Source organism: Microcoleus sp. Pol12B3 (assembly GCF_036701355.1).
Lineage (GTDB): Bacteria > Cyanobacteriota > Cyanobacteriia > Cyanobacteriales > Microcoleaceae > Microcoleus.
In genome coordinates this window covers 25,272-39,831 of sequence record NZ_JAUBQS010000018.1, presented here as the reverse complement: position 1 = coordinate 39,831, position 14,560 = coordinate 25,272, and the positions used below count along the sequence as shown (strand labels likewise).

Below are 14,560 nucleotides of genomic sequence, written 5' to 3'. Positions count from 1 at the left end.
ATTTCATCAAATTTCTCATACTCAAGTCTGGGGCTACAAAAACTAAGTCCGCCTGCGCGAACAGAAATTTAAGCAGTCTAGAAATAGCAGATTGTACCTAATTAACAACAAAAACAAATATGAATGCCAGCGAAATTTTAAGGCGATATACATCAGGAGAACTAGATTTTCAAGGTATGAATCTCCGAGGCGTATACCTGAGCGGTGCCGATTTAATTGGCGTCAATTTAAGCAGTGCTGACCTCTGCGGTGCAAACCTAGCGATGTCATATCTAAGCCGAATTAACCTTCAGCGCGCAAATTTAACTAAGGCAAAGCTGTGCGGTGCTAACTTAAATCAAGCCAACTTGAGCGGAGCAAATTTGTCCGATGCAGACTTCCACGGAGCGACTTTGCAAGGTGCAGACTTTCGCAAAGCCAACATATCTTTGGCAGTTTTTATTGATGCAAATTTGAGCGATGCAGATATGCGAGGTGTGAATTTGCAAGGTGCAGATTTGCGCGGTGCGTGCTTGCGGGGTGCAAATTTGCGAAAGGAGCTGCGGCTTTTTGAGGGTGCCAACTTGCGGGGTGCAAATTTGCAAGGTGCAGATTTGCGGGGCGTCAATTTGCAAGGTGCAGATTTGACTAAGGCTAATCTGAGTCATGCTAATTTGACTGAAGCATTTCTGGGAGAAGCAAATCTGACTCAGGCAAATTTGAGCGAAGCTATTTTAGATGCCGTATTTTTGACTGAAGCAACTTTGGTAGAAACAAATTTTTCCTGGGCTGTAATGGCCAATGCTAAGTTGGAAAGAGCTGTGTTACTTGATGCTGAATTGGCTGGCGCTAATTTGCGCGGTGCATTTATGACTGATGTTAAGTTGAGCAATGCTAATTTAATCATGGCTGACTTAAGTCGAGCTAATTTGGTGCGAGCTGATTTGAGTCGAGCTAATTTTAATCAGGCAAATTTGAGTGAAGCTGATATGACTGATGCTTACCTGGCTAGAACAGATTTGCGGGAGGCAATTTTGCACCGCACAACTTTGATTAGAGCAGATTTGAGCACTGCTAATTTATCAGGTGCTCAGTGGCGCGGTACAATTATGCCGAATGGAGAAATGCACGGGTAATTACTTCTAGTAGGAATTTAAGGCTGTCACTAAAAGAGTTAATCTCCGCCCCTGTGATTTAACAATTATGAGTAAAAATGAGCTGGGTAGGAGAGCAGTCATTAATTTAATAGTTAAGGCTATTTTTTAGCATTCACAACTGGAGGGCAATGCTGTGTTAGATACAGGAAAAATTTTACAAGAACGTTATCAATTGCAACAGCGTTTAGGACGCACAGCGGCCGGTCATCAAACTTGGCTAGCAGTAGATTTAGAGTCTCAAGAACAGGTAACGCTGAAAATGTTAGCTTTTAGCCCGGAAATGCACTGGGAAGAACTCAAGCTTTTTGAAAGAGAAGCACAAGTTTTGCAGGCGCTAAATCATCCCCGCATTCCTTGCTATCGAGATTATTTTTCCCTAGAGCGGGAAGCCGGAGCAGGATTGCCTTGGTTTGGATTAGTGCAAGATTATATTCCGGGATTTTCACTTCAGGAATTGTTAGAAAAAGGCCAGAGATTTTCAGAAAAACAAGTACGAAAAATTGCCACTGAAGTGCTGGAAATTTTAATTTATTTGCATGAATTAAGCCCCCAAGTTTTGCACCGAGATATTAAGCCGAGTAATTTAATTTGGGGGGAAGATCGGCACGTTTATCTAGTAGATTTTGGTGCGGTACAAGCTCAAGCGGCGGTGACAGGTGTAACGTTTACAGTGGTAGGAACGAGTGGCTATGCACCCTTAGAACAATTTTGGGGGCGGGCGGTGGCGGCTTCGGATTTGTATGCTTTGGGAGCTACTTTAATTCATTTGTTAACGGGGATGACTCCTGCGGATTTGCCACAGAAAGATTCTCGGATTCAGTTTAGCGATCGCGTGAGTGTGAATCCCAGTTTGGTAAGCTGGATTGAGAAGATGACGGAAATCGCCTTAGAAAAGCGTTTCAGTAATGCTAGAGAGGCTTTAGCAGCTTTGAAATCGGGAAAAATACAAGGGGCTAATCTTCAAATTCCGACTGTTTGGAAAATTGCTAAACCGCGTCACTGTCGCATTCAAGTTAGCAAATCAGCGACGGAGTTAAACATTAAAATTCCCTCTAGTTTAGTCAGAAAGCCTTTTTCAGTTGCTGTTGGAGGAATATTATTTTTACTGCTAACGGGGCCAATGATTTTAGTATTTTCTCTAACAGTAAATTTACCTATTGGATTAGTATTGTTTACGATTCTAGCAAGTTTCTTAGGTAAGATTTTGGGCAAGGGTAATAAAATTACATTTAATCGGAACTACTTTAAACTGGAACATCAGATATTTGGTTGGAGTTATTTACAACAAACTGGGGAAATTTCGGAAATTTTGGGTACTTTTATATATACCCTGGCTGAGGGAAATCAAATCAGGATTCGTTCAGGTAACGAGAGGGGAACTTACTTTTATACTTTAGCAACAAATGTGACAGAGGTTGAGGCGGCTTGGTTAGCGCAAGAAATTCAAGATTGGTTAAATTTAAGATAAATTTTTATAGGGCGAAGCCTTGGTGATTAATTTTTTTGTATAATAGACATCTCGCAACTAAAAATCGGTCACGCACTCACCTATAGGGGGTCTAAAATACAGCATATTCCAGGTTCATTAAGTACAGTAGCAACAGCTTGTAAACCAGACTGCTCGATCAAAAAAATGATTCTACTTTAAAAGAGTTATGCCAACGCTTTCAAAAAAAGACCCCAATCAAAGTCAGTATATCTTATTACGCGATCGCCCAAAAAACATTTAATTTTAATTAAAATTTATCCCTTCACAGGCAAAACGATCGCAAACTCAGTCCCCACTCCAGGCTCCGCATCCACCTCGATGCTTCCGCCATGTTTTTCTACCGCAATCTGATGGACAATTGCCAACCCCAATCCAGTTCCTTTGCCGACACCTTTCGTCGTGAACAAATGGTCGAATATCTGCTGTTTCACTTCCTCTTTCATCCCGATACCGTTATCAGCAATTTTAATTTTAATGTGTCCTTCGCCCAGTACATCAGTGCCAATCGTGATGCGGTTTGGATTTGCGACAACTTCACTAAAACTGCGTCCTAAATTTGACTCTTCTAAGGCATCAATCGCATTGGCGAGCAGGTTCATGAAAACTTGATTTAATTGACCCGGAAAACATTCGATTTTAGGGAGATTGCCGTATTTAGTTATTACTTCGATCTGCGGGCGGTGTTCGTTTGCTTTCAGGCGATGTTTCAAAATTAAAACAGCGCTATCAATGCCTTCGTGAATATTAAAAGGAACTTTGTAGTCTTTGTCGCCTCGGGAGAAGGTACGCAAACTGTTGCTGATGCTGCAAATGCGCTCGCAGCCCAGTTGCATTGAATCAATCATCTTCGGTAAATCTTCCAAAAGATAATCGAGGTCTATCTCTTCGGCGTGGTCTGCTATTTCCGATTGCGATGCAGCGGAGCGATACAATTCTAAGTGTTCTATAACATCTTCTAAACTTCTTTTACCTTCGCTCAAATTCCCAGAAATAAACCCTATCGGATTGTTGATTTCGTGGGCGACTCCGGCGACTAAATTGCCCAAAGCCGACATTTTTTCGTTTTGCACGAGTTGCAGTTGCGCTTGCTGTAAATCTTTTAAAGTTTGTTCTAGCTGTTGGTTTTGCTCTTGCAAAAGTTCCGCTGCTCGCTTGCGATCGGTGGCATCAACACCCAAACCAATAATCCCGATCGTCTCACCTTGGCAATTTTTTAGCTGCACTTTCGTGACTTCTAAATAGTGTAGTTTACCGTCAACAAATCTGAGAGATTCGCTGGAGTAATGCGGCAAATCTTGGGCAAGGCAGGCGGCATCTGAAAGCAGACACCCCGCTGCATCCTCTCCCAGTATATCTTTGTAATGATCGACAGCTAGGAAAGCGCTCACAGGCACGCCCACATTTTGAGAAAAGGTTTTGTTCAAAAACTGTACTTTACCACTGGGATTAACCATCCAAATCCAAATCGGAGCGACATCAAGAATTGCTTGGAGCATTTTTTTCTGATCGGCAAGCTGAGCTTCGGTTCGGCTAATTTGTACTAGCGATCGCTCTAATTGTTGGTTGTAATCCTGATACTTTTTATATAGCAGAGCATTTTGCAAACAGATGGCTGCCTGGGAACACAGGAGATTGAGAAGTTGGAGGCGATCGCGGGTAAAAACTTTTGCGGTTAAGCGATTTTCCAGATACAAAATGCCGACTAAGTTGCCTCGATCGAGAATCGGCCAACACAACAGGCTCTGCGGTTGGTATTTCAGGATGTAGGAGTCGGAATCCCAATCATGTTGTTGAGCGAGCTCCCGAACAATCACAGGTTTCAATAAATTTTTAACGCCGTCAACAATTTTGAGGGGCAAGATATCGCTATTTTCATTGAGTTTTGCGGATGATAAGTCGATCGCCCACTCGAGTCCCGAATTGTCGAGCGCGCTGGTAGCCGCGATTTCCCATTGATTGCCGTTTGACAAAATCAGCGCTCCTTTGTCAGCTCCTGTATTTTTCATCGCCAGTTGCATCAGTTTAGCAATTAGTCGATCGAGTTCTCTTTCACTAGAGAGCGCTTGACAAGCTTTGAGCACTGTTGAAAAATTTCCGAAATCAGAGACGCTCGCCGAAACAGACGGATGAATGGAGGGATGAATGGATTGATGAATCGATTGATTTTGCCCAGCAGATGTTGAAAAATTTGCTAATGGATGTTCAGGGAGTTTTGCGGTTTCTAAAATCGGTTTTAATAATTGAGGATAACGTTTTTCTAAGTCATCAATTTTGGATCTATCTCCCCAACGGACATAGCAATCATAGGCATCTATCATGTATAGTCGGGCAATTTTTTCCCTTCCTAATGACAGGTAAAACTTAGCAGCGAGTTCGCAAGCCAGAGCTTCTTCATTGATATATTCGTTAGCTTTAGCTCCGGTAATAGCTCGATCGTAAAGCTCCATGGCTTCTGCTGTCTGTCCCAAAACACCCAGCAATTCTGCCTCAACCAGATCGAACTTGTGTTGGTAATTGATCGGTGTATGGTGGGCGAATTCTTTGAGTTTTTTCTGACTAGCCCCAACGCGCTTCAAGATTTGTTGGCGCTCCGCCGGTGCGGCATCTGCATAGATTGCCAAATGTGCCAGTGCATCATAAAAGTCGTGCATCATCGTTACTAGCATCAAAACACTATTCCCAAGATAAAGTTTGCCTCCATTTCGCCTGTCGATAGGCTGCGGATTACGGCTCGAATATATCCCGAATCCGTGGCCTCTTTTTGCTAAAACTTATACACCTCCATCTAGCAGGTAACAGGTAAAATCAATTGAAAGATTGGAAGGTTTAAGGTATTTGTAAATAATCGGTCTGCGTTCGAGTTCGTCGAGAATGTCTGTTCGGTTGAGGACTATTTTTACCGATGCAATTAACGATCGCTAATGCAACTTTTTGGGATTGTGGCAGAACCGCCTCCCGCAAATCCTCCGCCACAATAGCGCAGGTTTGAGAATTTCCGCGGCAGGTTGTCGGTCTTTGTCGCGCCTGAACCTATCGATAGCCGATCGAGAATCTGTGTACGATTGAGCGATCGCGCGATAGCCCGGTATTACCGTATTCAAATCCACTGCATTTATTATTGTGTCCATATCGGCTGACCTCAACCCAGACATTAACTTGACAAAACTTAGTCTATATATCTTAGGGCATAAACAGCATAATTTTCGAGATGTAGATCAAAAAATCCCATTATCTGTTAAACAACAACATTTTATACTTTGCCGATCGCGATTAAAGCTTTTTACTTACGTATAAGTTTCTGTTGTTAATCTCAATTGCGATTAAATGAATGCGAAATACCGTAAAAACACTGCCGTATTATGTCTTAAAAAATACACGTGCTAATTAATTAAATTTAATATAGCTCGATAGCCCAAGTTTCCGCGAAGCCGGTCAAAAAGTTATTACCTTAAAAAATCTAAATATAATGTATAGAAATTATAAATAATCTGTCGTGAAAAAAGTGGCATTCCAGTCCCCGCTATAAAAGGACAGGGCCGTTGCATTGTGGTGAAACCCTCCTCCACTCTACTTCCGGTCTAATAGCCCTCCCAGGGGTTAAAACCCAATCAAATATTAATAGGCAGTAGTCTTCACATGACCGAAAGCATCCAGGATACAAGCCCCCGGATTCATTCCGAAAGCAGACTCAGGACCCAGAAGTAAAACACCTGTATCCGATAAACAAGCCCACGAATTTATCCGCAGGCTCAATGCTTCAATTCTTTAATCTAAAATCTAAAATCTAAAATCTAAAATCTCTTGATTTTACCTACATTCCGACAGGGGTTTTAACCCCTGTCGGAATGTAGCTTCCACAAAAGGAAACAGCGTTATTTGAGATTAGTCGTCTGTCGGTCTTTCTGCCGTTCGTTGAGTTCAGTCAATATCTAGATTCACTTTCTAGCAAATATTGTCTGAGGCATCTTGAGCGTTTTATCTTGCATCTCGTGCTGCATCATTGATATTTTCTTGGCCGCCGCTGGTACCATATCTCAGAGACTCTGTACCCTCTGCTGCTCTTTCTTTTGCTCCCTGCGTGGCTTCTTTAACAATATCTTTTGCTCCCTTCAAGCCTTCGCGAGTGTTTTCTTTAAGATTAGCAAAGCCTTGTTTGGTTTTGTCGCCAAAGTCATCAGCTTTGCGCTGGGCTGTGCGAGCATCGTCCTTCACCTTTTGGCCAACTTGGTCGAGTTTGTCAGGCGCGTCATCCGCTACCCGCCGTACATTTTCGCCTACATTGTTGCTAGATTTAGTGTCAATGCGGTGCTGCGCTTGCTCTTTGAGAAGCTGAGCTTTTGCTTCTGTTGTTGTCATCTTTTTGTTTCTAGGATCGACATCGCTGTAATCGTTCATGCCGCCTTTGTATTGGGAAGTTACAGCCCCGCTTGGTACTTCTTCTCTAACTTGGTCCGCTGTTTTTCCTGCGATCATATCAGAACGGCTGCAGGCGGTACTCACTAATACTAAAATGCCTGCCAGAAACACTGTTAAGATTTGTACAGCTCGAATTTTTTTCACAAATGCAGTTAGTCTGTTCATAAAAATGCTCCTTTCTATTGTGAGATGCTCAAATGCCTTGTGGCTTTGTAGATGTCTAGCCTTACCAAATTAGGCACTTAAACACTTTTTTAAGTATACGAATAGAAACCGTAGCTTTTCATCTATCCCAAGTTACATTCCTTAAGTTATAGCAGAACGAAGAAGGAAGAAGGAAGAATAAAGAAGGAAGAATGAAGAAGAACAAAGGGCAAAGGATAAAGCAATGGACAATCTTCCATCTTATATAAATTATTCAAAGTCGGGACACCCCGCGCCGGACAAGGCAAAGTCCTTTCCCTACATAGCTGTTTGGTTATCCATGCTCGCACTATGTTGAAATGTTTTGCGTGTTCGGCTCAAAAAAAACCTTCTAGTCAGGAACTAGAAGGAAGGTGGTGTATGATCTCAAGTACAACAAGGTCTTTAATCGCAATTGTGGCGGCACGTGCCGATCGCACACATCTGTCTAATGGCTGAAAGTATTTCTACAGTGGCTAAGCATTTTGAATCGCTGTTTTTAGACTCTTGCAGAATTCGCCTATCGCCTCTAAACCCTGTTCTGGAGTTCCTTCGGCCAAGCGTTTGACAAAAGCACTGCCAACAATCGCAGCATCTGCACCCCATTCTTTCACTTGGCGAGCGTGTTCGGGTTGCGATATACCAAACCCGACGCCAATGGGTTTGTCGGTGACGGCGCGGAGTTCTTGCAGCAACTCTTTTGCTCTCGTTTCTAAGCCTTCGCGTACTCCCGTAACCCCCGTCACGCTGACTAAGTAAATAAATCCTTGAGACTGACGAGCGATCGCTTCTATGCGACTTTTGGGGCTTGTCGGAGCAACTAATAATGTTAGTTCAATCCCTAATTTGTTGGCAGGTTGGATGAGACTGTCTGCTTCTTCTAAGGGCAAGTCTGGTACAACCAATCCCTGAACTCCGGCACTTTTGATTTGCTGCAAGAAGGTTTCTATACCTCTGTACAAAATCGGGTTGTAGTAGGTGAAGAGAATGATGGGCGATCGCAAATTCGGACTAACTTTCGATACCATTTCCAGCACCGAATCTAACCGCGTTCCCCGCTGTAGAGCCCTTGTAGCAGCGGCTTGAATCACCGGCCCGTCAGCTAGCGGGTCAGAATAGGGAACGCCAAGCTCGATCGCGTCTGCACCGTTATCATCCAAAATTTGCAGTGCTTTAGCTGTTGTCTCCAAGTCTGGATCGCCAGCAGTAATAAAAGGAATCAATGCACATTGATTGTTCTTGCGTAACGTTTCAAAACAATTAGAAATAGTCATTAGTTATTAGTCATCAGTCATTGGTTATCACTCATCATACATAGGATTTCCCATAGATAGATCGCAATCAAATTTGTTTGTAGTGAGGAATTACTTCCTCATAAGACTTCCTCGGGCTGAAGTTTTCACTACAAACCTATCGCGCTTATTTTAGGGAACGTCATATCAGTCATCAGTCATTAGTTAGCCGTCAATATTACTATTCATGAGTTGTTATTTCCCAGTCATTAGTTCACAGTTTATTGCTAATAACTAATCACTAATAGCTCACTAATAACTAATAACTGAGAACTAATGACTGTTGACTAATTATCTTTTTCCTGCTCAATTTCGGCTTGAAGTTTGGCTAATTCTTCCGGAGTGAGTTCATCCAGTTGCTTCTGCAAGACAGCTTCTTTGTAGTCTTGCAATTGCTGGCTGTAGGTCATATTTTGAGTCAGCGCTCGAAATAAATAAGTCACCAGCCAGCCAATCAAGCCGGCGACCAAAAACAACTGACTCCAAATCCCTGCATTCATGCTGTCGAGTCCGGCAAATTGCAGTAGCAAGTAGACAAACCCACCTGCTACAAAAAAGCCGATACTGATTCCAATTACGTCAATACGTCGCATTTAGGCTTCTATCTGCCGCCGTTTGGGCCGAAAATTCAAAAAGGGAGCTAGGAGAAACATACCTGGGAAGAAGAAGAACATCAAGAAGTACATGAAGCCGCGCTCAAAAGAGGTAGCGACATACCAGCGGCTGTTCAGGTAAGCGTAGGTGGCCGCAGGTACTACCAGGAGGTAGGTTCCTGCCAAGACGGCGTAAAGCAGTAAGGTAATATACATAGATTTGCTTTAGGGGAATAATAACACGGGTAAGTCGATTGACACGCTCCGTTAGCTGGTTAACTATTGTACCGCTTGGGGAGATCCAGCGCGACTTTTGGGAATTTTTTGATTAGGGGTTGCGTAAATTGGGGTTTTGGCTGTAGAATAAAAGGCTGTTGCTCTTAGTGGCTCAAAACCACAGCAGCTTGACCAAAGGGGGGCGTGGCGGAATGGTAGACGCTACGGACTTAAAATCCGTTGACCCGAAACGGTCGTGTGGGTTCAAGTCCCTCCGCCCCCATCCATTTCAATCATTTGTGATATCAATTCTGGTTGCACCGGAATGATTGTTGACTGTTGATATCGTTTCCGGTTGGACGAGCGACATGATATAGAGGACATGGCAGTGCCCTGTCCTCGGTATCATTCCGGTGCAACCGAAAACAATATGATTCAACGGTTTCAGATTTATTGTCACCAATCGTTGTGTTTTTTGCTCAATTTTCGGGCTAATGGTTTTCTAGTATTTCTCAAACCGCCTCTATATCTGCCAACTTCGCCCCGGACTTTTTACGTCGGGCCTTCAATTGGTTGAGCAAATCGGCTGGTTTTGGAAATGGGGCGACGGTGGGAAGCGATTTTTTATCTTCATCCCGATCGCCCCGCGTTATGTTACGCAGCAACTGGCAAAGCAATCACAAATTCCGTGTCCTGTCCTATTTGAGAATTTACCTCAATTTTGCCTTGATGCTTGGCAAGGATTTGATAGGAAATAGCCAATCCCAATCCAGTACCTTTGCCGATCGACTTTGTAGTAAAAAATGGGTCAAATATCTGTTGGGCACTGGCGGAGGCAATTCCGGGCCCGTTATCCCGAATCTTGACGGTGACAGTATTGTCGGCTGTAAATTCCGTGCTAATCCAAATGGTTGGCGAATAGCCTTTGTCTGCCTTTTTCACTTCCTCCAGCGCATCTATTGCATTGCAAATAATATTCATAAATACTTGATTCAGTTGCGCGGGATAGCACTCAACCGCAGGCAAATTGCCGTATTGTTTAATAACTTGAATACCTTGTTTGAGGCGATGGTTGAGAATGACGAGGGTGCTATCAATTCCTTCGTGAATGTCGGCTAATTTCATTTTTCCGTCGTCCGATCGCGAAAAATTCCGCATGGATACGACAATTTCGCGAATGCGATCGGCTCCCATTTTCATCGAAGAGAGGGTTTTTGGCAAATCTTCTCTGAGAAATTCAAGTTCAATGTCTTCGATGCGTTCTAGAATGGCATCTGGTGGGTTTGGATAGTATTCTTGATAGAGAGTTACCAAACCTGCCAAATCTTCGATGTATTGGTTGGCATAGTCAATGTTGCCACCGATGAAGTTGACGGGATTGTTGATTTCGTGGGCTATCCCTGCAACCATTTGACCGAGAGATGACATTTTTTCGGTCTGAATTAATAGGGATTGAGTTTGTTTGAGTTCTTGTGTATACTCGCTAACTCGCTGAATCAATTGATTGAAAGAAGCGGCTAAAACTCCGATTTCGTCGTCTGTTGTGACAGGTACTTGCAGGTTAAAATTCGATTCGCGAGCAACTTGCTGAGCCACATTAGTAACGGTTTCGAGGGGTTGGGCGATCGCGCGGCTGGTTTTGTCCGCCAGTGTGGCGGCGATGAGTGCTGAAATTAGCATACTTCCGAGAATAATTCGGTTTCGCAAACTTCCAGCTTCTTCTAATGCTTGGGTTCCTTGCTGTTTGTAAATTTCTACTGTAGAAATTAGGTCAGTTAAACTTTGAGCAAGGTTATCTAGTACGATCGCCTCTTGGCCGCTGCTAGTCCTCAACATTTGTAGCTGTGCGGACTCAATGCTGTTGGGCGACAAGTTCCCAACTTCCGCTTCTTTTAACTGCAATTTAATTAGCTGAGCGTAGTAATCAATGACGAGGGCAGATTTCTTCAATATAGCGTGCAATGCTGCCTCTTCTGTCGCTAGTCTATCGGGATGTTCTCGTGCGAAAGATTCCATTTCTGAAATCAGGATTTTCGCCTGATGGATTTGCGCGAAAAACCGATCTTGTTCGTATTTCAGCGCCAAAGTGTTTCCCAAAACGACTGGCAATCTCGCCGCGCGCGATCGGGCTTCAAATACGGTATTTTGCAAATTTTGCAGCAGTTGCTGCTGCTGCCCAGCAACATTCACCTGAACTAAAGCTTGCTTGCGAAAGTAGTCTCCCAATCTCAGTCCCGCACCAGTTCCCAAAATCGCTATGCCGATAGCTAAAGCATAGCCATAGCTAATTTTTTGGCCGATCCGCAAATGGTTGCATTCTGCCTTTAGCCCAGTTAGATTAATAGTTGAAGTTTGTAACAAATGTTTTTGAGCATAGTGCTTTTGCTCTAGTTTGCTATTTTTGGACTGACTGTGGGTAAATAATAACATGGGAAGTTCCTCCCAAACAAATTAGGAGTAATTGAGCGAAGAAAAGCAGAATGCACTTATGCTGAAGGCGGAAAGCTATTTTGAGTGTTTAATTTTGAATTGGGAAATCTTTAACTCAAAACTTAACTCTTCCTCTAGTATCTCTGTTTTTAGACTAGAGTGTTTGTGATCTCTATCAACAATCTATGTGATTATACGCAAATTTACAAAACTTAGGGTTACAGCGATTAGTATTTTTAGTCAGTTGGGACACAAGGCCCAACTACCGGTTCTCCCCGTTTTTCTTTTTCTGCCAGTTCTAGGTTTAATTCCAGCACTTTTGCTAAAATATCGTCGCTGTCAGTAAATCCGTAAGCTGCATTACATTCGCGATCGAGCGCTTCATGAAGTTTATAAAGTTGACTTGTTGGCTCTTCAAAAAATTTATTGTAAAGTTGAGTAATCCTCCACTGCTTTGCTGACATTTGTTGAGTGCGGTACAGTGAAGTGCGATCGCCTTTCTCATTTCTAAACGTTTGCGATTTTAATACAGTAGCAGGTTCAATCATGGTAAAGTCTCAGTATGAGGGATATTCCGCCGAAAAACACACCGTTTTACTCCGAGAAAACTTTGGAAGTGCCAAAGTGTATGCACAAAATGCACAGTCAGTGCTTAACAAAGCTACTGGATTTATCAATGCTTACGATTTTACGCTAAATCCTTACCGGGGTTGTCAGTATGGATGCAGCTATTGTTATGCTGCTGCTTTTAGCCCTAATTCAGAAATGCGGCAGGATTGGGGAAATTGGGTAATCATTAAGCAAAATGCAGCGGAACTTCTAAATAAAGAGCTGCAAAAATGGTACAAAAAACAACCCGGTCGAGCACCTAGCATTTACATGAGTAGTGTCACCGATCCATATCAGCCCATTGAATCTAAAGAACAACTAACTAGGCACTTGTTAGAAGTGATGGTTCCCTATCAACCGACGCTGGTTATCCAAACTCGCAGTCCTATGATAACTAGAGATATCGATATTTTACAGCAATTTCAGCGCTTGCGAGTTAACATGAGTATTCCCACGGGTAGCGAAAAAGTGAGGAAAGATTTTGAGCCTAAATCGCCGAGTATTCCTGCGAGACTCAAAGCTATTGCAAAACTGAAATACAGCTTTCCTTACCAAGAAAATTGCGAAGTCAGATTTTCTATAACTGTGACGCCACTACTCCCTACCTTACCCGAAGATGAAGCTAATTTTATTAGCAAGCTGGAAGTTGTAGATCGGGTCGTGATTCAGGATTTTCATGCCAGCAACGATCGATCGCTAATTGCGTCAACTCGCGAGCAAGCATTAGCTCTTAAACAAAAGTACGCTTGGTGGTACAATAGCGAACAACAGAGTTATCGCAAGTTTAAAAATAAATTAATTGCGATGCTTCCGGGGGTTGAGATTATGGAAGGTAAAGAGGGATTTGGCTATGAGTAATCCGCTAGTAAATTGGTGGCGTTCCCATAAGTTTAACGAAGCCGTTAAGAGTCAAAATAATCGAGTTGCCAAACAACTGTTAAAACAAATAGAAAATTCCGGGGCAAAACTCTCATGGCAGCAGAAGCTATTTAAAGAGCGCCTACAGCTTGAAAAGCTATTACAGAAAAAAAGTAACCGCATCAAAGAAGCTGATCGCCATTTAGAAGAATTAGAAATGCAACTAAGCTTCGGGCAACTTGACGATTCGCTGGCACGGATTGATCAATTAACCTTGTTTCCCGACACCAAGTTTATTGAATACATTGAAAATTCTTTCAAAATGACAGAATGCGATGCAAGTATGATTCAATGCACAGGCATTGACGAGCAAGTATTTACTGAATTTGAACAGCATTTGGCTGGCTTCATCAAGAACGAGATTAATAATTTGAGCCGTCAAAAAAATAATCTAGATTATTTACTTCAGCAAGCTATTGACGATATTCAAAAGCTGAAAGAAGGAGAAGATCCTCAATACAATTTTGAACTCAGTCCTCACATCTATTTAATCAGGTATTTCCTAGATAACGTCTATTGTACATATCTAGCTTGGTTCCTGATTTACAAAGCAGGATTATTGCCAACTAAAGTTAATATCCTTGATATTGCTGCTGGGCCGGGTACTGTTGCTTACGGACTCGGTTTATTGCTACAAAGCAGTAGCGACTTTTTTTCAATGCCACCGATGCACATATCCTACTACTCTCTGGAACAGCAAAAAGCTTTTCAATATCGCGGACTCCAGTTTTGGCGGCAGTACATGGAACCCCAGGCGATGAATGCTTACTTTCGGTTTGACACTTCTAGTATCTTTGATGGGGAAAATCAGTCCAAAAGACTGCCGAAAAAATTTTTTGATTTTATTGTGATTTCTCACTGTTTTTTTAAGGATGAGGATAGAAGAGAAAAGTCCCTTCAAATTTACAAGGATATATTTATAAACAGCCTGAATGATTCGGGTTACGCTTTGCTAATTATTCAAGAAAAAAAGTTGCTGATACCATATAATGTTCGTCGAGTGGATGATTGCCAACAGGAGCTAACTGTAGTACAACAATTTGTTAATAAACTGGGCTTAAACTTAGTTTGGTATAAATATTTAAGTTCAACTGGTAGGAGGACATCCCATCCTAATTATCCAAAGTTTGCTAGAGAGAATTTACCTCTCAAGGAATTTATCAGTCCACTTTTCCGCCAGCACTTTAAGTTACATTATGACTCCAATTATGCACTTGATGACTATGTGATATTAGCAAAAAAATGATAAATATACCTATCAAAAAAATGAGAAAACTT

At 42.4% G+C, this 14,560-nt stretch carries 12 protein-coding genes and 1 tRNA gene; 5 read left to right on the top strand and 8 right to left on the bottom strand.

Features of this window, described 5'->3' with window-relative positions; translation table 11 throughout:
- Positions 1–119 precede the first annotated feature (119 nt).
- Positions 120–1,115, top strand: a complete 996-nt coding sequence (locus tag QUA53_RS11540) for a pentapeptide repeat-containing protein (protein WP_333097259.1) — start codon at positions 120–122, stop codon at positions 1,113–1,115.
- Positions 1,116–1,269: 154 nt separating this feature from the next.
- Entirely contained in the window at positions 1,270–2,604 is a 1,335-nt protein-coding gene (locus QUA53_RS11535; RefSeq protein WP_333097261.1) for a serine/threonine-protein kinase, read from the top strand.
- 275 nt (positions 2,605–2,879) lie between these two features.
- On the opposite strand, the gene QUA53_RS11530 is transcribed toward QUA53_RS11535, so the two are convergent.
- The 6 genes from QUA53_RS11530 to ndhL form a co-directional block, all read right to left on the bottom strand.
- A complete protein-coding gene (locus QUA53_RS11530) occupies positions 2,880–5,291 on the bottom strand; it encodes an ATP-binding protein (protein ID WP_333097312.1) in 2,412 nt (803 codons plus the stop codon).
- A gap of 252 nt (positions 5,292–5,543) precedes the next feature.
- On the bottom strand, positions 5,544–5,753 hold the full coding sequence (locus QUA53_RS11525; protein ID WP_333097262.1) for a hypothetical protein: 210 nt from the start codon (positions 5,751–5,753) through the stop codon (positions 5,544–5,546).
- 847 nt (positions 5,754–6,600) lie between these two features.
- Positions 6,601–7,206, bottom strand: coding sequence for a DUF6658 family protein (locus QUA53_RS11520; RefSeq protein WP_333097263.1), 606 nt, complete (start codon positions 7,204–7,206; stop codon positions 6,601–6,603).
- A gap of 494 nt (positions 7,207–7,700) precedes the next feature.
- Positions 7,701–8,498, bottom strand: a complete 798-nt coding sequence (gene trpA, locus QUA53_RS11515) for a tryptophan synthase subunit alpha (protein WP_333097265.1) — start codon at positions 8,496–8,498, stop codon at positions 7,701–7,703.
- A 305-nt stretch (positions 8,499–8,803) separates the two neighbouring features.
- Positions 8,804–9,109 carry a DUF3007 family protein gene (locus QUA53_RS11510; protein ID WP_333049826.1) on the bottom strand — a complete coding sequence of 102 codons (306 nt, stop codon included), beginning with the start codon at positions 9,107–9,109 and terminating at the stop codon, positions 8,804–8,806.
- Entirely contained in the window at positions 9,110–9,325 is a 216-nt protein-coding gene (ndhL, locus tag QUA53_RS11505; protein WP_015179358.1) for an NAD(P)H-quinone oxidoreductase subunit L, read from the bottom strand. It abuts the gene before it with no gap.
- A 198-nt stretch (positions 9,326–9,523) separates the two neighbouring features.
- Here ndhL and QUA53_RS11500 point away from each other — a divergent pair.
- Positions 9,524–9,608: transfer RNA gene (locus QUA53_RS11500), tRNA-Leu, on the top strand.
- A 371-nt stretch (positions 9,609–9,979) separates the two neighbouring features.
- On the opposite strand, the gene QUA53_RS11495 is transcribed toward QUA53_RS11500, so the two are convergent.
- Positions 9,980–11,755 carry an ATP-binding protein gene (locus QUA53_RS11495; RefSeq protein ID WP_333097270.1) on the bottom strand — a complete coding sequence of 592 codons (1,776 nt, stop codon included), beginning with the start codon at positions 11,753–11,755 and terminating at the stop codon, positions 9,980–9,982.
- Between the two features lie 236 nt (positions 11,756–11,991).
- A complete protein-coding gene (locus tag QUA53_RS11490) occupies positions 11,992–12,303 on the bottom strand; it encodes a hypothetical protein (RefSeq protein ID WP_333097272.1) in 312 nt (103 codons plus the stop codon).
- Here QUA53_RS11490 and QUA53_RS11485 point away from each other — a divergent pair.
- Positions 12,302–13,222, top strand: coding sequence for a radical SAM protein (locus QUA53_RS11485; RefSeq protein WP_333097274.1), 921 nt, complete (start codon positions 12,302–12,304; stop codon positions 13,220–13,222). The two genes, QUA53_RS11490 and QUA53_RS11485, sit on opposite strands and share 2 nt — an antisense overlap.
- Positions 13,215–14,528 (top strand): photosystem II assembly protein, encoded by a 1,314-nt coding sequence (locus tag QUA53_RS11480; RefSeq protein WP_333097276.1) that lies wholly within the window; start codon positions 13,215–13,217, stop codon positions 14,526–14,528. The genes QUA53_RS11485 and QUA53_RS11480 overlap by 8 nt, the downstream gene beginning before the upstream one ends.
- The last annotated feature ends 32 nt before the right edge of the window (positions 14,529–14,560 follow it).